Annotated in this window: 18 protein-coding genes; all 18 read left to right on the forward strand. The window is 42.7% G+C overall.

The annotated features are described in order from the left end of the window. Positions 1-38 precede the first annotated feature (38 nt). The 18 genes from V7Z69_RS00615 (at position 39) to V7Z69_RS00700 (ending at position 20959) form a co-directional block, all read left to right on the forward strand. Entirely contained in the window at positions 39-1574 is a 1536-nt protein-coding gene (locus tag V7Z69_RS00615) for a UDP-N-acetylmuramoyl-L-alanyl-D-glutamate--2,6-diaminopimelate ligase (protein ID WP_334138103.1), read from the forward strand. After that, complete coding sequence (locus tag V7Z69_RS00620) at positions 1565-2959, forward strand: UDP-N-acetylmuramoyl-tripeptide--D-alanyl-D-alanine ligase (protein WP_334138105.1); 1395 nt, start codon at positions 1565-1567, stop codon at positions 2957-2959. The genes V7Z69_RS00615 and V7Z69_RS00620 overlap by 10 nt, the downstream gene beginning before the upstream one ends. Before the next feature lie 17 nt (positions 2960-2976). After that, entirely contained in the window at positions 2977-3927 is a 951-nt protein-coding gene (mraY, locus tag V7Z69_RS00625) for a phospho-N-acetylmuramoyl-pentapeptide-transferase (RefSeq protein ID WP_334138154.1), read from the forward strand. Positions 3928-3956: 29 nt separating this feature from the next. Continuing rightward, complete coding sequence (gene murD / locus V7Z69_RS00630) at positions 3957-5330, forward strand: UDP-N-acetylmuramoyl-L-alanine--D-glutamate ligase (RefSeq protein ID WP_014163128.1); 1374 nt, start codon at positions 3957-3959, stop codon at positions 5328-5330. A gap of 160 nt (positions 5331-5490) precedes the next feature. After that, entirely contained in the window at positions 5491-6513 is a 1023-nt protein-coding gene (locus V7Z69_RS00635; RefSeq protein ID WP_472132003.1) for an FtsW/RodA/SpoVE family cell cycle protein, read from the forward strand. Further along, a complete protein-coding gene (locus V7Z69_RS00640) occupies positions 6488-7597 on the forward strand; it encodes a UDP-N-acetylglucosamine--N-acetylmuramyl-(pentapeptide) pyrophosphoryl-undecaprenol N-acetylglucosamine transferase (RefSeq protein ID WP_334138108.1) in 1110 nt (369 codons plus the stop codon). Before V7Z69_RS00635 ends, V7Z69_RS00640 begins: the two co-directional genes overlap by 26 nt. After that, on the forward strand, positions 7569-9017 hold the full coding sequence (murC, locus tag V7Z69_RS00645) for a UDP-N-acetylmuramate--L-alanine ligase (protein WP_334138110.1): 1449 nt from the start codon (positions 7569-7571) through the stop codon (positions 9015-9017). Before V7Z69_RS00640 ends, murC begins: the two co-directional genes overlap by 29 nt. Continuing rightward, positions 8995-9930: a UDP-N-acetylmuramate dehydrogenase gene (gene murB, locus V7Z69_RS00650; protein WP_014163132.1), complete on the forward strand. Its 936-nt coding sequence runs from the start codon at positions 8995-8997 to the stop codon at positions 9928-9930. The genes murC and murB overlap by 23 nt, the downstream gene beginning before the upstream one ends. Continuing rightward, positions 9920-10720 carry a hypothetical protein gene (locus V7Z69_RS00655; protein ID WP_014163133.1) on the forward strand — a complete coding sequence of 267 codons (801 nt, stop codon included), beginning with the start codon at positions 9920-9922 and terminating at the stop codon, positions 10718-10720. The genes murB and V7Z69_RS00655 overlap by 11 nt, the downstream gene beginning before the upstream one ends. Positions 10721-10746: 26 nt before the next feature. Further along, complete coding sequence (gene ftsA / locus V7Z69_RS00660) at positions 10747-12081, forward strand: cell division protein FtsA (RefSeq protein WP_014163134.1); 1335 nt, start codon at positions 10747-10749, stop codon at positions 12079-12081. Between the two features lie 18 nt (positions 12082-12099). Next, complete coding sequence (gene ftsZ / locus V7Z69_RS00665) at positions 12100-13236, forward strand: cell division protein FtsZ (RefSeq protein WP_014163135.1); 1137 nt, start codon at positions 12100-12102, stop codon at positions 13234-13236. 53 nt (positions 13237-13289) lie between these two features. Further along, positions 13290-14777 carry a B12-binding domain-containing radical SAM protein gene (locus V7Z69_RS00670; RefSeq protein ID WP_014163136.1) on the forward strand — a complete coding sequence of 496 codons (1488 nt, stop codon included), beginning with the start codon at positions 13290-13292 and terminating at the stop codon, positions 14775-14777. A gap of 53 nt (positions 14778-14830) precedes the next feature. Next, entirely contained in the window at positions 14831-15493 is a 663-nt protein-coding gene (locus V7Z69_RS00675; protein ID WP_014163137.1) for an SPOR domain-containing protein, read from the forward strand. 18 nt (positions 15494-15511) lie between these two features. After that, positions 15512-16747: a molybdopterin molybdotransferase MoeA gene (locus V7Z69_RS00680; protein ID WP_014163138.1), complete on the forward strand. Its 1236-nt coding sequence runs from the start codon at positions 15512-15514 to the stop codon at positions 16745-16747. Beyond that, positions 16735-18657 (forward strand): molybdopterin biosynthesis protein, encoded by a 1923-nt coding sequence (locus V7Z69_RS00685; RefSeq protein WP_244406305.1) that lies wholly within the window; start codon positions 16735-16737, stop codon positions 18655-18657. The genes V7Z69_RS00680 and V7Z69_RS00685 overlap by 13 nt, the downstream gene beginning before the upstream one ends. Continuing rightward, positions 18654-19628, forward strand: coding sequence for a GTP 3',8-cyclase MoaA (gene moaA, locus V7Z69_RS00690; RefSeq protein ID WP_014163140.1), 975 nt, complete (start codon positions 18654-18656; stop codon positions 19626-19628). Before V7Z69_RS00685 ends, moaA begins: the two co-directional genes overlap by 4 nt. Before the next feature lie 9 nt (positions 19629-19637). Further along, on the forward strand, positions 19638-20129 hold the full coding sequence (gene moaC / locus V7Z69_RS00695) for a cyclic pyranopterin monophosphate synthase MoaC (protein ID WP_014163141.1): 492 nt from the start codon (positions 19638-19640) through the stop codon (positions 20127-20129). Further along, positions 20126-20959 carry a MogA/MoaB family molybdenum cofactor biosynthesis protein gene (locus V7Z69_RS00700; RefSeq protein WP_014163142.1) on the forward strand — a complete coding sequence of 278 codons (834 nt, stop codon included), beginning with the start codon at positions 20126-20128 and terminating at the stop codon, positions 20957-20959. The genes moaC and V7Z69_RS00700 overlap by 4 nt, the downstream gene beginning before the upstream one ends. Positions 20960-20979 lie beyond the last annotated feature (20 nt).

Below are 20979 nucleotides of genomic sequence, written 5' to 3' on the forward strand. Positions count from 1 at the left end.
GAAGTCAACTTTGAAGTGGGATAGGAGGAAGAAGGGTAATGATCAAATTAAAAGACCTGATAGCTTTTCTTGAGGCGAAAGGACATTTAAAAGAAATCTACATTCCAGATGGTTACAGAGAAAAATGGTTGAGTCAGGAAATTAGCGACTGCTTTCACGACTCGAAGGAAGTGACAAAAGGGTCCATATTTGCATGTATAAGGGGTAGTAAGTTCGATGGACATGATTACGTCGAAAGCGCTCGTCAAAAGGGAGCGTCAGCCATCTTGGCTGAAAAAACGGTAAAAGTGGATGTTCCTTGTATTGTAGTGAGTGATGTGCGTAGTGTACTAGGTGAAGTAGCCAGTGCAGTTCATGATTTTCCATCGGAAAAATTGATAATGATCGCCGTGACAGGTACGAACGGTAAAACAACTACGACATATATGACTAGAACCATTTTGGAAGCCTCAGGGATCAAAACAGGTTTAATCGGCACAGTTATCTATGATGATGGTCGTAATGTGTCCGAAGCTTCGCGTACTACGCCTGAAGCCTCAGATGTTCAGCGACTGCTCAGAAACATGATCAATAACGGGTGTAAAGCCTGTGTTATGGAAGCATCATCTCATGGCATTGCTCAGGGCAGGCTCAGTGGATGTAGGTACGATGTGGCTGTATTCACTAATTTGACACCAGAGCACCTGGATTACCATGGAGATATGGAGTCTTATTTCAAGACTAAGTCCACATTATTTGAAAACTTTATGAAGAATGGGAAAGGTCGTTTTGTAATAAATGAGGACGATGAGTATGGGAAAATTTTGATCGACAAACATAAAGATAAAACCATTGCTTTTACGTTAAGGGAGCCAAGATTGGTTGCAAAAGAACATCTCAAGGGCGTTATAAAGGGAATGAACCTATGGGGTACTTCCATAGAGGTTAAGTCATCAATAGAAGGATACAATGACCTGTTTTTAAACATCCCTACGATTGGTGAGTACAACGCTGCAAACGCCCTTGGGGCAGTTGGGGCTGCAGCGTTTTTGGGAGTAGAACCGAAATTAGTTAGAGATGCTCTTAAAGAAATGAGAAGCGTTCCTGGAAGGCTTGAAAAGTACATATTTGAAAATGGTCCTACTGCGGTAATAGATTATGCTCACACTCCTGATGCCTTAGAGAAGGCTTTGAGTACCCTCAGAAAGGTTTGCAAGGGTAACCTTTGGGTTGTGTTCGGTTTGGGTGGAAATAGGTATCAAGATAATCGTCCAGAGATGGGTAAGGTGGCTTCCAGGCTGTCCGATAGAATAGTTATAACCGTGGATAATCCCAGGAATGAAGATCCCCGGCAAATAGCTATGCAAATTAAAGAAGGAGCTGATAAAATAGCCGGGGCTCAGGTAGACATAATTCTTGATAGGAAAGAGGCGGTTTTCTACGCCCTAGACAATGCTGAAAACGACGACATTGTCTTAATAGCTGGTAAAGGACCCGAAAGGAACATTATATACGCCGATAAAGTCATTCCTTACAACGATGGGGAAGCTGTAGAGGAGTGGAGTGTTTTGAGAGGTAGGAAAAAATGGAATTAGCCAGATTCGTATCTTTGGAAGAGGTGGCGGAAGTATTAAATGCCAAATTTATAAAAGGGAAAAAGACCTTTTTAGGTACCCCTTTGAGCGTTGATACCAGGACAATGAAGGAAGGGCAGGGCTTTATTGCCCTTAAAGGTTCCAAAGTGGACGGGCACAAGTATGTGAAAGACGCCATTGATAAAAACGCAAGTTATTTGATCGTAGAAGAAGCGAAACTAGATGAAATTCTGCCAACGGCAATACAGAAGCAAGTTTCGTTGCTAGCAGTTAAAGATACAAGCCTTGCTCTTAAAAAGCTCGCGCAGTTCATTTTTAGTGAAAAAAGCAACCTAAAAGAGGTCATTTCGATTACTGGCACCGCTGGGAAGACCACCACGCGGGAGTGCCTAGCGGCCGCTCTAGGTTCAGCGTTTAAAGTTCATTCCGCCATAAAAAGCTATAACACCTGGATAGGGTGCGCTTTGACTATTGCTTCTATGCCCATTGATACAGAGATCCTAATCCTTGAGATGGGCACCAACCATCCTGGCGAAATAATGGAAATGGTTGAATTATTCCCTCCATCCATAGGAGTGATTACTTCAGTGGGGCCTGGTCATCTGGAGGGGTTAGGAGACATCAATGGGGTGATAAAGGCTAAAAGTGAACTTTTGGCATCCAACAAACTTCATACTTTTTATTACAATGCCGACATTCCTCTTTTGGAAGAAGCAGTAGAAAACTATCCCTCAACTTTTGAGAAGATAGGTGTGGGTTTTGAAAGAGGTAAAGTAAGATTGGCTGTAGAAAGATTTTTCCTTAACGAAGAAGGTGCAAACCTTAGAGTAACAGTCTCGGAAAAGGACATGAACCATGTTTTTGATTCATTGCTATTTGGTCTCCAAAACGCCTACTCAATAGGTTTCGCTGTATCAGTATCAAGACACCTATCATTAGAGGTAGAGGATATCGCTGAAGCTTTAAAGCGGGTTTCGCCTCTTGATGGAAGAGGCAAGATAGGAAAGACTTTAAGGGGAGCCGTCTATATTGATGAAACATATAACGCAAATCCATTGTCATTGAAAGCTGCAATGGACAACTTGAAAATGCTCGAGGTTAAAGGGAAAAAAATATTAGTGCTCGGCAGCATGAAGGAGTTAGGTGAATATAGCGCTTATTGGCACCAAGTCATTTTAGAAGAAGCTAATTTTGCGGATTTAGTTGTTCTAGTTGGTGATGAGTGGCCCTCTAGAGATCTAGGCCCTAACTTTGTCAAATGTGAAAGTAACCAAGAGGCAGCATTGTTATTGAGAGAAAAACTGAACCCAGAAGATGTAGTTCTATTGAAGGGGTCAAGAAGCAACAAGTTGGAAGAAATAATTTACGACTTGAGGGGTTTATGATGATAAGTTCCAGCGTAATGTTTGTGGGAATAGGCGCATTTTTGCTAAATACCTTGTTGCAGTCTTTGTGGATATCTTATTGCAAACGAAAAAGCATGTCTCAAGCTATGAAAGAATATGGTCCTAGTCACCATATTAGTCTCAAGGCAGGGACTCCCTCCATGGGAGGAGTAGTTTTTATTATTACCTTCCTGCTCTTTTCTGTTCTCATCTACATTATAGAGGGTCCGGCGTTAAAGAAGTTTTTGCCCATTGTTGGAATACCCTTTACTGCAGGATGCATTGGTTTTTTAGACGATTTCCTCAAGCATCGGAAAAATTCCAGCGAAGGTTTTTCAAGCCTAGGCAAGCTGACGCTCCAGATTTTACTTGCAGCTCCTTGGGTATATTTCATAGTTTTCTGGGGAAACAACATGCTTTTGCATGAGGTGAAACTTTGGGGACCTGCGACAGCTTTCTTGTTTTTGTTCTTGATTGTGGGTTCTATGAATGCTGTTAACATAACAGATGGGTTGGATGGTCTTGCAGCAGGCAGCTGTGCTATCTCTTTCTTGGCAATGTCAGTCTTGCTACATTTTTCGAAATCAGAACTTATGATAAGTATCGTTGGCCTAGCCATTGCAATTTCATTTTTGTGGCATAATGCCCATCCGGCCAAAGTCTTTATGGGGGATACAGGATCTCATTTCTTAGGGGGACTTTTGGCATCCATAAGTATATGTACAGGCAATGCCCTGATGCTCATACCCTTTTCTTTTTTAATGGGAGTGGAGATACTATCGGTAATCTTACAACTACTATCTATTCATTTTAGAGGGAAGAAAATATTTAAAATGAGCCCTCTGCATCATCACTTTGAACTTGTGGGCTGGAAGGAAACCCAGGTGGTAGTCCGGTTTTGGCTAATTCATGTCGTAGGCATGGTTACCTTCATAGTAACTTTTAATATGCTAGGTTTGATTGAATAAACATATTTGGTATGTAGGGAGAGAGAATATTGGAAAACAAGAAACTGAACGGATTGCATGAAGGCTGTAAATTAACAATCATTGGAGCAGGAGTTAGTGGGAGAGCTTTAGCTTCTTTAGCAGTGCGTTTAGGCTTTTCTGTTTTTGTTACTGATAAGGCAGAGATAAATCCGAAGACCAAGGAAATTATAAAGAGATACGGAATAGAGTATGAGGAGAGAGGGCACACAGAGAAAGCCTTGGAAGCTGATGCCTTGGTTTTGAGTTCAGGAATATCCCCCAGAGCACCCATAATTGAGGGTGCTCTAAAGAGAGGGATACCGGTTGTTGGAGAACTTGACTTTGTTTTTCCACATCTGAAAAGTAAGGTGATAGGCGTAACAGGGACAAATGGTAAGACAACCACTACTTCCCTTATAGCCCACCTGTTAACCAATGGTGGATTTGAGGCTGAAGCCGTAGGCAATATAGGTAATGCTTTGGCCGATTATGCGTTTTCTGACCACGAGTGGTTAGTAGTAGAAGTGAGTAGTTTTCAACTTTATTGGAGTCAATATGCTAGCTTCGATATTTCGGTGATAACAAACATCGCACCAGACCATCTTGATTGGCATGGTTCTTACGAAGAATATTTCGCCTCCAAAACTAAAATATTTAATTTGACCAGTGACAATGGCATAGGTATATGCCAAGCGCGAGATGTGGAAGAGATAAAAAAACAATTAAACAGACCTCTCAAGATAATTCCCTTTGTTGATAATAAGAATAAAGTTGTTGATTGGCCTGAGGGGATATATTTTGAGGATGGACAATGTGTATTACGTGATGATAGCAAGATCAGACTCTTTGATGTGAGTAATGTGCATTTGATAGGGACTCACAACCTAGAGAACGCAGCGATGTCTGCTGTAGTAGCTTACTATTCGGGGCTAGATCCCCAAGTCATAGAAGAGGGTATAGATAGTTTTAAGGCTTTACCTCATAGATGTGAGGAGGTAGCTAATAAAAATGGAATAAGATATGTCAACGATTCTAAAGGGACCAATGTGTCTTCAACCGTTGCTGCACTAAATTCTATAGAAGGCAAGAAAATAATCATCTTGGGCGGTAAGGGTAAAGGGGAAGATTACGGACCTCTTGCAGAAGCTGTAAAAGAGCACACGGAAGCAGCAATTCTAATGGGAGAAGAAAAAATTAAGATAGCCGAAGCACTAAGTCGAAAAGGATACACAAATTTCCATTTAGCAAATTCTATGGAAGAAGCCGTTGAAAAAGCAGTAAGCTTGGCTTCTCCTGGATGTACTGTCCTGCTTTCGCCTGCGTGTACGAGCTGGGACATGTATGAAAACTACAAGGCAAGAGGTGAACATTTCCGAAAAGTCGTGAATGAGTTAACCGATTGATGGAAGGGATAGCATGAGGGAGTCATCACAGGATCATCACAGTGATGCAAGTGATGCACTTGCGGGATTGCAAGCAAATAGCCTAATCAAAGAGGATAGAAACCCCTTAGTAATGTTGCTATGGGGGATCCCTCTTGTACTTAATACTTTTGGGGTAATAATGATAACCTCTGTGGGCACTAACATTTCAATAGCGAGGTGGGATGCCCCCTTTGTTCTTGCCATAAAACAGATCCAATGGTCCATAATTGCTGTTTTAGGAATGATTGTTTGCTATGCAATACCTTTCAGAATCTGGAGAAGATATTCTGGCGTCTTTTGGTTTCTATCTCTCTGGTTGATGTATCTGACGCTACTCCCGGGGATGCCTAAAGTTTATGGGGCCTCAAGGTGGATAAATCTTGGAGTGTTTTCAATCCAGCCATCGGAGGTCCTATTTGTTTTTTCAGTTATACACTTGAGTAAGAAATTGCATGAAAAAGATATATCCAAAAGAAGGGCTTTTTTCCGAACGATATTAATGTATGCTTTGGCTTTTTTCCCTTTCGTTTTGCAACCTGACTATGGAGGTGCTATTCTCTTATTTGTTCTAATGATGGGTATTTATGTAGAGGCTCATGGTTGGGCTTACCCTCTTACATATGGAGGGGCTTTGGGCGCCATCATGTTTATCCCTCTTCTGTTTAGCCCTTACAGGATGGCGCGAGTGCTCGCTTTCTTGGATCCCTGGGAGGATCCAAGAGGTAAGGGATTTCAGATTATTCAGGGGTTCATTGCCTTTGCCAATGGAGGCCTTTGGGGAGTTGGGCTAGGACAGGGACTTCAAAAATTGAGGTATCTTCCAGCTGCCCATACAGATTTCATTTTTGCTGCTATCGGGGAAGAACTAGGATTTGTGGGTACATCATTGGTCTTGGTCCTGTTTATTTGCTGGTTTGCAGTAATTCTAAGGTTTTACGTAGATTTTAAAGGCACGATTACTGGAACATTGCTATGGGGCTTTGCTATATCTGTAGCCTTGCCATTGCTCGTCAATTTGGGGGGAGTGCTCAAGCTTTTTCCTATGACAGGGGTGCCTTTACCTTTTATAAGTTATGGTGGTAGCGCCCTTGTAATGATGTGGGCGAGGGTAGGATTTTTGTTGGGGAGCATAAGAGATGGGCTTTCAGAACAAAAAGCTTAAGTTGGCTATTGGGGCTGGTGGCACAGGAGGACATATAATACCCGCTTTGGCCTTTGCAAATTGGCTTAGAGGTAACCACCCTGAAGTGGAGTTTAAATTCTTTTGTGGCGCCAGGAACATTGAAAAAGAGATATACAGCGCTCACTCAATAGAACCTGAAGTATTACCTATTGAAGGGTCACCTATGTGGGGAAACCTATTCCAACGAACAAGCAGGTTGTGGCGAATGATGATCTCCTTTGGTATTGTCAGTAACTACTTCAAGAAATGGAAGCCAGATGTGGTCATAACCTTCGGGGGATATGTTTCTCTGCCGTTGTTGTATGTCTCTTTTAGGGCCAAGATCCCAGCTTTTGTGCACGAACAAAACGTCATTGCTGGGAAAGTGACCAAGCTGGCGTATAAAGCTGGTTTTGAAGTTTTATCAGGCTGGGAAAAATTGGAGGGTGTTAAAGAGTACAGATATGTTGGCATACCTTTGAGGAGATTTCAATGTTTGCCCAGATGGGAAGCTTGGCATAAACTTAACATGAAAGATCATCCACCCTCAGTACCCATAGTTTTAAGCCTTGGTGGATCTCTTTTTAGTGAGAAAATGAGGACCTTAGCATTGAAATTAGCAAGTAGAGAAAGTTTCAAAAAATGGTTTTTCTTGGTTTTGGGGGATGTGGCTCACCCCAATAAGCTAAAGGAGAATGTTTATCTGTTACCTAAAACATGGGAAGTTGGCAATCTATATTCTTTGGCTGATATAGTTATTTCTAGAGCAGGAGCATCAACGCTAGCGGAATTGAGTTATTGGAATATACCAGCGATAGTTGTTCCCTGGCTGGAAGCTGCAGATGGCCACCAGCTGGCTAACGCAAAGCTGTTTGAAGAGAAAGGTTACGGTAGAATATGGTTTGAGGGAGAAGAAAACATAAAATCCCTAGAAAACAAGATCTTGGATCTTCATAGTCGTCGTTTAAAGAAAAAAACAACGAATACAATAACTGACCTTGCAGATAGACCATCTGAACTAGTTTGGGAGAGCTTGAAAAGAGAGTTGAAGGGAGATGTGGATATTGACGGCGAGCAAGCTTAAATTTGAGAAATATAGAAAGTTTCATCTAATGGGAATAGGTGGAGCGGGCATGAGCGGTTTGGCTTTATTGTTATCCCAGTTGGGATGCGAGGTCAGCGGCTGTGACGTCGCCCATAGTTATTATATAGACAAGATAAGCAAGAAAGGCATAGATTTCAGGATAGGCCATAGTAAGGAGCATATTGAAGAACTGGAGCCTGATGTTTTGGTTTGTAGCAGTGCGATCCCCGCAGGTAATTCTGAGCTTGAGTTTGCCTCTAGTAAAGGTATACCTATTTACAAAAGGGCAGAAGTGCTGAGTTGGCTTTTCAACGAACGCTCAGGAATAGGTGTGGCCGGTACTCATGGTAAAACCACTACAGCGTCAATGATAGGTTTGATATTTGAATTGGCTAAAACTAATCCAACAGTTGCTATTGGGGGGGAATTATGTGATATAGGAGGCAACGCAAAATTAGGAAAGGGACCTTACATGATAGCGGAATTAGACGAAAGTGATGGTTCCTTTGAGCTGTTCAACAGCGAGGTCGCTATAGTTACAAACGCCGATTGGGATCATGTAGACCATTACCCCCATTTTCATTCAGTAATCAATGCTTTTAAAAGATTCCTCCATAATAGAAAAGAACAAGGTTTAGCGGTGGTGTGTGGAGAAGACAAAGGAGTTCAAGTGCTCATGGAGAGTAGCGATTTGGATAACATAGTGACCTATGGGTGGGGTACGTCGTGGGATTGGGGAGCTATAGATGTAGTTCATAAAAGTGGTGGTGGTACAAGTTTTAAGGTTTTACATAAGGGTAAGACGGTTGATACTGTGGAGCTTAGAGTGTCCGGAGATCATAACGTTCTAAACGCCCTTGCAGCATATGTGGTAGGTAGTACATATTCCATACCCCAAGATATTATAAAAGACGCGCTTAACAAATTTAGTGGCGCTAAAAGGCGGTTGCAGCATATGGGGAAGATAGGAGATGTGGATATATTTGATGATTATGGACATCACCCTTCAGAGATCAACGCCACCCTTATGGCGCTCAAAAAAACATTTCCACAGAGAAGAATAACCGCAATCTTTCAGCCACATAGGTACACAAGAACTGCAGCCATGTATAGAGAGTTTGCAGAATCCCTTTCTATAGCCGATAAAGTTTACTTAATGCCCATATATCCAGCAGATGAAACCCCCATTGAAGGCGTAAGTTCTCATCTGATATATTCGGCTGTTGTTGATAACGCTGGGGGCAAGTTCTATCTTTGCTCCAGCTCAGACGAAGTAGTTGACAGGGTTTGTGAAGAAGTCGTAAGTGGAGACGTCATTCTAACCATAGGTGCTGGAGATGTGTTTATGATAGGAGATAAAATAATCAAGATACTGCAGAACAGGGATTTGAGCGCCAATGCAGTGGTTATCGAAGCTTAAAAGAAATCAATCTGATGACTATTACGAGATATATGAGAATGTGTCGTTGTCATCCAAAACTTCTTTCCGATTAGGTGGCCCTGCAAAAGTATATGTATGCCCACGATCGGAAAGGGCTGTCGCCGATATCATGTCTTTTTCTTCCAAAGAGGATGTTCCCCTTTGGGTTTTAGGTGGCGGCACTAATGTTTTGGTTCATGATGATGGCCTACCAGGAATAGTTGTCGGAACTTCCAAACTTAGAGATATAACATGGGAAATACGAGGTTCCGATGTTTATGTTTTTGTATACAGTGGTTTTGCCTTACCAGAATTAGTTGCAATAGCTTTAAAAAATGGATGGAGTGGATTAGAGTTTGCTGCAGGAATACCTGGCACTGTGGGAGGTGCATTGGCAGGTAACGCAGGAGCCAATGGCCGAGCAGTGGGGGATCTGGTAGAGTGGGTGAAGACGGTAGAGAAAAACGGAGAAGTGATTCAATGGGAAAAGAATGATTTAGTGTTCTCATACAGATATTCCAACATATATTCTCCCGATAGAGTTATTTCTCAATCCTGCTTAAAACTAAAGGTTTCTGAGACTAGAAAGGTTATGGATCTTTTCATGGAATATAAGAAACGCAGGAAAATGCAGCCAATGAAAAAAAGGACGGCAGGATGTGTTTTTAAAAACCCTTCTCCAGATATGAGCGCAGGGATGTTGTTGGAACGAGCAGGTTGTAAGGGCTTAAGTAAAGGTGGAGCTTGTGTTTCTAATGTGCATGCGAACTTTATCGAAGTAGAAGGAGATGCCAAGGCTTCGGATGTTTATTCCCTCATAGAATGTTGCAAGGAAAGGGTATATGCGTGTTTTGGAGTTAGCCTGGAGTTGGAAATAAGATTGTTTGGTGGTCCATGGGTGTATGTCGAATAAATGGTTAAAGAAAGCGGCCTTTTTTGCTTTATTATTAGGTACAATAGTTGCATTGGAACAGAACTTTCAAGTTTTGAGACTCAGGAATATAACTATTCCGACCCTTGAGGTTCTTCCGGACTCAATTTTATGGCCTAGAGTCAGCTCAGAAAACATCCGCTACTGGCCTCTCTTCTATTTGGATAAAGATAAGGTGATCAAGGATATAGAGGAAAACATACCAGTTACAGTTACTATCGAATGTACAGGTTGGGGTAGCTTCTCTTTTATGGCGCGACCTCTTAAACCCAAATTTATGGTTTTTTGGCGAGGTAGCGAGTGGTTTGTTGCAGATGGAGGCTTGATGTGGTCTGTGTACCACCCGATGAACGGGGTGATACAGGCACAAAAGCCGGAAGAAAACATGATAGTGATATGGTCGGACGCCTTGGGAAGGGACAGTGTGAAGCATGAAATGGCTCCAGAAGAAATAATAAGTTCACCTATCCCTTTAAGTAAGCTAGAATATTGGAAAAAGCTATTAGAAGATAGTGGGTTTTATGAAAACACTAAATCCATATCTGTATTTCCCGAAGGAGAGGAAATTTACGTAGAGGTGCTTATGCGATTAGGTTCGCAAAGAGTGAAGGTTAAACTACAAGCTTCAGGAGAGAATTGGGGTCTGCTGTTTAAAGCCATCAAAAATATTTTGAAGGATCCAGAAATAAGCGGCTATGATGTGTTTATTGATACGACATATGAGGGTAAAATTCTTGTAAAGAAAGAACGCAAATCTACCGGAGTTTGGTAATTCCTCAAGAAGGAGGAGCTTCTCCTATGAAGAAGAAAGAAAAACATAAGGAAATTATAGCAGGAGTTGACATAGGTACTAAAGCTATAAAGTTGATCGTGGCGGAGAAAAGAGATAGGGATATATATGTTTTGGATCTAAGAAAAACCCCTTCCAAAGGGGTGAGCAAGGGAAAGGTAACGGATCCACCTTCTGTAGTGGAAGCAATAAGAAGCATTTTGGATGAGACAGAGAGAAATCTTGGTTTCCCTATAGAAAGCGCCTACGTTATTTATGGGGGTACATCCATTAAGGTACATGATAAGAAAGCTGAGGTAACTCTTGAGGAAAAAAGGAGAAAAATCGTCTTTTCCGATGTTAAGGAAGCGGTAAGTTCAGTCTTGGAGGATTTTGGAGATGTCAGCAATATAATCCACGTCATCCCTGTAAATTATGGAGTGGACGATGAGTGGGGAATAGAAAAGCCCGTGGGGAAAGACGGTTCTCTGTTGAAGTCTGAGTTATTGGTTGTTGAGGGAAATAAGGAAGAGATAACGTTGGCATCAAGTTGTGCAGAGAAAGCAGGACTTAAGATAAAAGGGTTACTCCATAAAGCCGCAATCTCCCCTTTGGGTTGTTTTTCATCTAAACCCGGCGAAATAGTGCTTTACCTGGATATAGGAGCAGGTACAACTACTGCTAGTTTATTTAAAGGTAATAGAGTTCTCTGGTTGGGTGCTTACCCAATAGGAGGCAACCACATAACATCAGATTTGTCGTACGTTTTAGGCATACCCCTTGAAAAAGCTGAAGCATTGAAAAAAATAGTTTCCTTGATTGAACCAGAGGAGAATTTGGATGACGAACTAGAATTTGATTTAGATGGTGAAAGAGCTGTGTGTAGAGTTGGAGATGTGCTGGAGATAATAAAAACACGGCTAGAAGAATTGTTTGTAGATTTGATATTGAAGGACTTGAAAACCAGGATGCCTATGGACTCCCTTTCGTCTTCTTCTTTGTCCAGGATAGTGCTCTCCGGTGGTGTAAGCAAAACGGAAGGTCTTAAAGTGTTTCTGAAGGATATTTGTGGTGTGCCGGTGGAAATGGGGGTTCCTTCTTCAAACTTCATGGAGAATTGGAGAGAGCCGGAAAACGTTTCATTGGCCGGATTGATAAATTATATTGTTGCTCAGGAAACACGCCCTTATACCATTTTAGATAATTGTCTAAGTGGTTCATCTTTGACTTTTGGCGAGGAGGATACGGTTTTTAGTTCACAAGTGGCAGAAAAAGTTAGAAAAGCAAAACAAAAGAGGCTGAAAGGGCAACAGATAAAGAAGGTAATCGATACTTTCAAGAGGACCATTAAAGAGCTTTTTTAAGCTTGGGGGGATATACATATGACGGAATTATTCGAGATTGAGAGTTCGGAGAGGCATGTAAGGGAAGTTATAAAAGTTGTGGGTGTAGGAGGCGGAGGAGGCAATGCGCTGAACCATATAGTTCGAAGTGGAGTCAGAGGTGTAGAGTTTATAGCGGCCAATACAGACATTGCTCATCTAGGGTTATCCGAAGCAGACCAAAAGATAGTTTTGGGAAGGGACTTAACGAAAGGTTTAGGCGCAGGTGCTGATCCAGGAATAGGGCTCAAAGCAGCGGAGGAGTCCGCTGAGGAGCTTAGAGAGTCTTTGAGTGGTGCCGACATGATTTTTCTAACGGCTGGTATGGGAGGCGGCACTGGTACTGGTGCGTCACCTGTAATAGCCAGAATCGCCAAAGAGACAGGAGCTCTGGTAGTGGCAGTGGTAACAAAACCTTTTACATTTGAAGGACGAAGAAGAATAGCTCAGGCAGAAGAAGGAATAAAAAGTTTAAAAGAAGAGGTTGACGCTTTAATCATCATACCCAATGACAAACTACTAGAGATAACTGACAGGCGCACTAGCTTGTCTGAAGCCTTTAAACTGGCAGATGAGGTTTTGCGTCAAGCTGTGCAGGGTGTGACGGATTTGATATTGCGTCCTGGCTTCATAAACGTTGATTTTGCGGACGTTAGAGCAGTAATGAAGGATGCAGGTACGGCTATTATGGGAATTGGGCACGGTGATGGAGAGGATAGGGCCATTATAGCTGCTCAAGCGGCCATAAACAGCCCGCTGATGGATGTGCCCATTGGCGGAGCCAGCGGAATTCTTTTCAATGTAACAGGCAACGATAACGTGGGTATACACGAGATTCAGGAAGCTGCCAGAATAATAACAGAGGCGGCAGATCCAGATGCCACTATAATATGGGGACACGTCATGGATCCGGATATTGATGAGGACAAGATCGTCATAACCGTAATTGCCACCGGGTTCCCTGACAATCCGGGCAAACTCAAGACGTTGAGAGCCGGGCAAAGAGCCCTTGGTATAGACTTGATAGAGTCGGAGATAAAGTTGGCTAATGAAAAGGAAACTGCAGGAGTTAGCGGTGGCTTGTTCGAGAGCGAATTGGACATTCCTCCTATCATAAGAAAAAAGAGAAAAGGCTAAAAAACTTTTAACTGTTTTGGAGGTTGATGATCAATAAAGGAAAGAGATAGTTTATGAAGAAGACGCCCCATAGAAAAAAGGAGATTTCAACAAAAGAGCTTTTAAGAGACGAAATATGGATGGATGACCTCAACGAGGGCGGCGATCCGTTGTGGGCTATGGCTTATCCTGCCAGTTACGCTGTAGGTATGTCTAATTTGGGTTTTCAATATGTATGTGCTTACCTAAAAGAGCATGGAGTAGCTGTAGAACGCTTTTTTGATGATAACGAGCAAGAACGTTCTCTAGAAAGTGGTCGCCTTGCGGGGAATTTCCCGATTATTACTTTTTCTGTCATGTATGAGCCTGATGTAAAGAAAATATTGCAAATGCTTAAAAGATGGGGCATATCGCCTCTCTGGAGGGAGCGGCAGAACAACCTAGAGCCGATAATTGGAGTGGGGGGCGGTTTGTCAGTCATAAACCCCTTGATATTTTCTCATATTGCTGATTTTGTGGTTTTAGGTGATGGAGAAGATGTGATCCCTTATTTGGTAAATGCTGTCCGTCGCTACTCTCAAAAAGGAAACAGAAGAATTTTTTGGGAGTCTATAGCCGAACACCCTTCCTTATTTGTTCCTCCTTTGCACCTTGAGATGTTGCAGAGAGAAGAAATTATTTCGCGTAAAAAATCTTTTTGTATGGACTTATCCAAAGCCAGGGGGCATGCCTTATGGGTGTCCCCTAACACTGTATTTCCTGATACTCTCCTGATAGAAACCCAGAGAGGTTGTTTCAGGAGATGTCCATATTGTACTATCCCGTCGTGTTTTGGAAAACCCAGGTTTAGGAAACCAGAAGGAGTGATAAACGACGTAAGAGGCGCCTATACGCGCGGCATTAAAAGGTTGGGGATCGTGGCGCCGGAGTCGGGAGATTACCCTTGGTTAGAAGAGGTTTTGAAGGAGATACGAAAGAACAACCTAGAAGTTTCTTTTGCCTCGCTGAGGATAGATAATATAAACGATATGTTGTTGGATACGCTGGTGGAGGGGGGGCAAAGGCAAATAACGATAGCGCCGGAAACGGGCGACCAAACCTTTAGATCTTCTTGTGGAAAACATTTCACAAACGAGCAGATTCTTTCTGTTTTACAAAAAGCCAAGGGAAAGGGTCTAAAAAAGGTTAAAATGTATTTTATGTTGGGATTGCCGGAAGAGGAAGACAGACACATACTTGCGACTGCCGACTTAATTGCAGAGGTTCGGGAAAAAACAGGCATGAATGTGGTGGCTTCTGTAGGATTGTTCGTTCCTAAGCCTCAAACTCCATGGTCTGGGATGTCTTTCTCCCATGCTGAATATAAAAGAAAAGTGACGTTACTTAGAGGAGCCATTGGGAATATCAAGGGGGTTGAAATGAGAGTCCAGAGTGTGAGGGAGGCAAGAGATGAGTATAGGATCACTTGGACGAACGTGGATAATTTCTTGGACTATTTTGTCACGAATACTGCTCCAGTTAGAGAAAAAACTGTAGCGCACCTTGAAGCCCTTGGCTTTTAATATGGGTTTTAGAGATGTAGATAAAACATTTTTTAGGATAGAGGTGAGCTGTGATGAACATCAGGAGAGGGAGAAGCTTTAAGAAAAAGAAACCCTTTTTTTCGTTTGGGTATTTTTTACTTCCAGTTTTAGGATTGCTTGCTTTGGGGTTCTTAATCCTAGGGGTAAGGTTGCTATTTTTCCAGCCAAGCAACGAATATGAAATTATAGATGATGTTAGTGATTCACCAGTCATTGTAGAGCAGCCTAGAGAGGATTATCCGGCGCCTGAAACCCAAGATAATACAGGAAACGAAGAAGAGAAAGTAATTACTGCAGTTCCTGTCAAAGTTTCAAATTATAAGGATACCGAGGACACAGGTTCCATGACAGCGCCGAAGGTTTCGGAAGAGGCTGCAAATAAGCAGGAAAATATAGTTAAGAGCACTCCCACTAATAGTGAGGAAAAGGCTAAAATTGCAGATACTTCCATTCATGAACAAAGACCTTTTTGGAGCGTGCAAGTGGGTGCATTTACTGTGAGGGATTCTGCCGACAAGCTTGCAGCAGAATTACAAAAATCAGGTTATGATGTCTTTGTCGTTTCTGCAGAAGTAGGAGGCAAGAAATATTACAGGGTAAGAGTTAAAGCAGGTAAGACAAAGCAGGAAGCTCAAAAGATTGCAGGAAAGCTTTCTTCTGAAGGATATCCGACTTTCATAGCCTATGAAAAGTGATGTGAGGGATTTGTTTAAATGAGCGGTTTTGTTAAAGAAGTTCTACCAAGGGAGGAAGCACTAAATTTCGTTAGTGAAATTTTAAGTTTCCCTTGGGATGTCAATACCTATAAATTGGACCTTCTCTCGGCAGTAGGCAAAAGGTTGGCTGAAGATATATATGCAAACGAGGATTATCCACCTTTCTCCAGGAGCACGAGGGACGGATATGCTGTAAGAGCAGAAGATACGTTGGGATCGTCTCAGGGGTATCCGTCCTTTTTGACGGTGGTGGGAGAGATACCCATGGGGGCGGTGCCAAATATAAAAGTCAGCGAAGGAGAAGCTGCTCTTGTGTACACTGGTGGAGCCATACCTGAGGGAGCAGATGCTGTAGTAATGGTCGAACATACTTCAGTGTTGCAGAATACCCTGGAGGTAAGGAAGTCGGTTCAACGTGGGGAAAATATCATATGCAAAGGAGAGGATGTGGCAAAAGGAAAACTTTTGCTAAAGAAAAACTCCATCTTTGACTTCAGGAGTGCCAGTCTCCTGTCAGGGCTTGGTATAAGCAAAATCAACATCTTAGATCTTTCTGTGGGAGTAGTAAGCACGGGGGATGAGGTTGTACCCGAGGATACCCCTTTTGTTGAGCCAGGTAAAATAAGAGACAGTAATTCCACCATGATAGGAGCGTTGCTCAAGAGAGAGGGCTATCAGGTTCGAAAGTATGGTATTGCATTAGATGATTTAGAAGATCTAATGAAGTTGACAAATAAAGCTATGGATGAGAACGACGTGGTGATTTTAAGTGGGGGTTCCTCTGTCAGCTCAAGGGATTTTACGATAGATGTAATGAACAATATAGGCGAGCCGGGGTTGGTCCTTAGAGGCCTTAACATTTCGCCTGGCAAACCTACATTAGTAGGTGGCAACAAAAACAACCGTAAACTTCTAATAGGGTTGCCTGGTCATCCTTTATCGTGCTCTGTAGTTATGCTGACTTTTGTTTTGTCTTTGCTCGCTTCCATGATAGGAGCAGAAAAAGACACCTTGTGGCAGAAAAAAATTTTTATACCAGCAGGTAAAGATATATACGGTAGAAGTGGAGTTGAAGAATTTATCCCAGCTGTGTTGAACGGGGAGACAGTGTACCCCTCCATGGCTAAATCTGGTTTTATATCTGCCTTGAGGAGCGCAGATGGCTTAGTTAGACTCCCTGAGAATCGGGAGACTGTGAGGAAAGGTGAACCAGTGGAGGTGTGGCTTTGGTAGCAAAATACAAAGAACACATTAGTCTCAAAGAGGTTGCTTCTATATTGAAGGAAAACCTTACGCCGTTAAGCAAGAGGGTGAGACTTTCGACCACTGACACTAACTCGTCTTTGGTAGGAAAAGTCTTGATGGAGGATGTATATGCAGAGCGCAATATTCCTCATTATCCAGCCTCTGCTGTGGATGGTTACGCCATATGTTCAAGCGACACAAGCTATGCAAACCCAGCAAGTCCGGTCGAAATACCAGAAGGCAAGTTTTTATGGGTTAACACTGGAGCTTTTGTTCCAGAGCGCTTTGATGCCGTGGTTATGGTTGAAGATACATCGGTGGAAGGTGACTCCTTGTACGTTTTCAATGCTGTATCTAAAGGGGCCAATATACGTCCGATAGGTGAGGATGTTTCAAAGGGCAGGATTATAGGACGCAAGGGAGAATTATTGACTCCCTTTCATAAAGCCCTCTTTGCTGCGGCAGGGGTTGAAGAGGTGGAAGTAAGGGCACCTATCAAGACTTGCTTCATACCTACAGGTAACGAAATAGTCGATATAAGAGAAACTAATACAAAGCAACTTGCCCCTGGCAAGGTTCCGGAGACCAACTCATTGCTCTTGTCTGAGTTGTTTCAAACTTGGGGATTTCACCTTGATGTCCTGCCATTGATCCCGGATGATCCTGAGCTACTGAAAGGTTCCATAAAACAAGCCGTTGAGGAGTACGATCTGGTTCTTGTAGGAGCTGGCACTGCCAAGGGGAAAAGAGACTACAGTGCGGAAGTTCTCGCTGAACAGGGCAAGATGTTGTTCCGATGGTTGAGAATGAAGCCAGGAAGACCAGTTATGATGGCAGTTGTAAAAGACAAGCCGGTAATTGCACTGCCTGGTTTTCCTGTTTCCACGTTAGTAGCTTCATGGACGGTCGTTTTCCCAACGCTTCAGATTTTGAAGAGGGGCGACATCAGCGAAAGCTATTTGTCAGAGGCTGTAAAAACAGCTAAACAGGTTAAAACAGAGCTAGCGGAGCACTATTCTACTAGGCAGGGAATTTCAGAGTGGCTGAGAGTACAGTGCGGAGAAGTGAACGGGAAAACATACAGCTGGGTTACCTCATCGGGAGCGAGCTCGATGATGCCTTTGACGGAGGCAGACGGATTTTCCTTGGTGGGGGAAGAGGTTTTAGAGCTTCCTAAAGGCAGCAGTATAGAGGTTTGGGTGGTCAAAGAAAATGATTGGATTAATAGAGCTGTTTACCAGGGATCCAATGATCCAGGGATAGAACATTTAGTTGGTTACGTTAGAGATAGAGGTGGAGACTTGATAATTAGATCGGTGGGCAGCTTAGGGGGAGTTACTGCACTTGCCAGGGGAGAGTGCCATATGGCAGCTTGCCATTTGCTTGACCCCAAGACCGGGGAATATAACACTTCATACATTAAAAGGTTCGATATAAATGACGAATGGGACCGGATTTTGTTGTACAGAAGACTTCAGGGTCTCATCGTTAAAAAAGGTAATCCAAAACGTATAGTCGATGTAGCAGATTTGACCAGAGAGGACGTCGTCGTAGTTAATAGGCAGCCAGGCTCCGGGACGAGAGTGCTATTAGATTATTTGCTTAGTCAAACAGAGATCGACCCCAAACAGATAAGAGGTTATGACAATATAGCTGTTACCCATTTCGATGCTGCCTCAAAGGTAGCTTATGGAAATGCTGATGTCGTTGTGGGTATCAAAGCAGTTGCAGATGCACTGGATTTAGATTTTATACCGTTAGTAGAGGAACCTTTTGAGGTCATTATCCCTAGGGCCTTTCTAGATCATCCTGGAGTAAAAGCTTTTCGGGACGCAATAACAGATAAGGTTTGGAAAGAAACCATAATAAAGCTCGGAGGATATAAACTGGAACAATGAATGATTCTTACGGCAGAGAGTTAAACTATTTGAGGGTTTCGGTGACCGATCGATGTAATTTTAGATGTTTATATTGTATGCCTGAAGAAGGGGTGCATTTTATACCTCATGAGAACATAGTGACTTATGAGGATATAGACTTCCTTTTAGGCGTCTTAATTCCAATGGGGATAAGAAAGGTCCGATTTACCGGGGGGGAACCTCTTGTGAGGAGAGGTTTCTTGGGTTTTCTGAAGGATTTGAAACGAAACAGACCTCAACTTAAGATAGCCCTTACCACCAATGGATCTTTAGTGAGATTATTTGCGGAAGAGCTTGGTGCTGTGGGACTATCGGGGCTAAACGTTAGCCTGGACACCATTGATAAAGAGAAGTTTAAAACTGTGACTAGGACCGATGAATTCGAAAATGTTATGGAGGGTATAGATATAATAGGTAAAAAGCTCAACATTCCTCTAAAGATAAATACGGTGGCTATAAAAGGTTTTAATGATGACGAAATAGAGAATTTGATTGATTTTGCGAGAGAGAAAAATGCAGTTATACGATTCATAGAATTTATGCCTTTGGATTGTAGCGTTTGGTCCAAAGATAATTTCCTCTCAGCAGACGACATATTGGCTTGTCTACCAGGTGGAGCAGGAACTTGGGAAAAGGAAGATGTGTCTGCAAGTCATGGCACGGATGGCCCAGCTGTTTATTACAGGAACGTACACACTAACCAGCGAGTAGGTATCATAGCAGCTGTTTCTAGCCATTTTTGTGACAAATGTAATAGGCTCAGGGTAACTGCAAATGGGGAGTTGAGGACCTGCCTGTTTGCAGAAAAGGGGCAGGATATATTGCCTTTACTGCGAGCCAGAAACGAAGAGGCATTGAGGGAAGCTGTAATCTCTTCTGTTCGCATGAAACCGAAGGGATGGCAGTTTTTGCCCGAGACACAGAAGCACATGTGGCAAATAGGAGGTTAAACAAAAAACATGGGGAAAAATGGGTTAACTCATTTAGATTCAAACGATAGGCCACAAATGGTGGACGTGAGCAAGAAAGAAGAAACTCTTAGAGAAGCCGTAGCAGAAGGGAGAGTCGTGCTTCCTCAGCGGATTTTAGAAGTAATAAGAGAGGGCAAGACCAAAAAGGGTAACGTGTTATTGATAGCAGAAACAGCGGGGATAATGGCTTGTAAGAAGACCCCTGAACTAATCCCCTTATGCCACTCCATAAGATTGGATAGTGCTTCCGTAACTTGTGATCTTGACGAATCCAATTCTTGTGTAGTTGTTCGATGCAAGGTGGTAGCAAAAGAGGTAACAGGGGTAGAGATGGAAGCCCTGACAGGGGTTTCCGTCGCAGCTTTGACAATATACGATATGTGCAAAGGCATAGATAAAGGTATGCGAATAGAGGGTATACGCCTTTTGAAAAAAAGTGGTGGCAAGTCCGGTATATATTGTGTGGAGGGAACAGAATGAAAAAGAAGATTTTAGGTCTATCCTTTTCCAGTGATAAATCTTCGTTACCTATGGTCTTGATTCACACTCAAAAGAGCGGAGGGACCTTAGTAAATGGGAAAAAGGCTAAAATAGTAGTCGCACCGCCACAGCACAAGTTGCATGAAGCTTGCAAGGAGAACTCTTTAGTAATAAAGTTGCCCGATAACGTTTTTCCACTGAGGGAGAATGATTTTATCTCGTTTAATAAAGGCGGAGTGCTGTTGAGAGTTTCTGAGGGCAATGGAACATGCTGTGTTTGTGAAGTAGCCAAAGAAGGCTTTTTGCTTGTTTCAGAGTCGTTCGAGAAGTGGGAGCCAGTTAATGTTGCTGTTCTTACTGTGAGCGACAAAGGGAGTCGAGGCGAGAGAGAAGATACCTCTGGCCCTGCCCTTGGAGAGGCCGTGGTGGATATAGGGGGAATACTCCAAGATAGAGCAATCGTTCCTGACGAACCGAAAGATATATTGAAAGTTTTGCGTTCTTGGATAAGTCGTGGATATGAATTGATTTTGATTACCGGTGGAACAGGTCTGTCTCCTCGGGATGTAACCCCCGAGAGTCTTGCAGATCTGGAGGGAAAAGATGTACCTGGGATAGGGGAGTACATGAGATGGAGGACTTCCTACTATACTCTTAGATCGATACTTTCCAGGTGCATGGCGAAGGTTGTTGAAAGAAGCTTGATTATTGCCTTGCCGGGAAGCAGGAAAGCCGCCTTGGAATGTTTTTTTGCAGTGTCACCAGTAATAAGACATGCCATAGAGATCGTAACTGGCAAGGCTACAGAGTGCGCACATAATCATAAGTAGTATTAAGAAGTAAAGGGAGA

The sequence above is a fragment of the Thermovirga lienii genome (assembly GCF_036847465.1).
In the GTDB taxonomy this organism is placed as follows: domain Bacteria; phylum Synergistota; class Synergistia; order Synergistales; family Thermovirgaceae; genus Thermovirga; species Thermovirga lienii.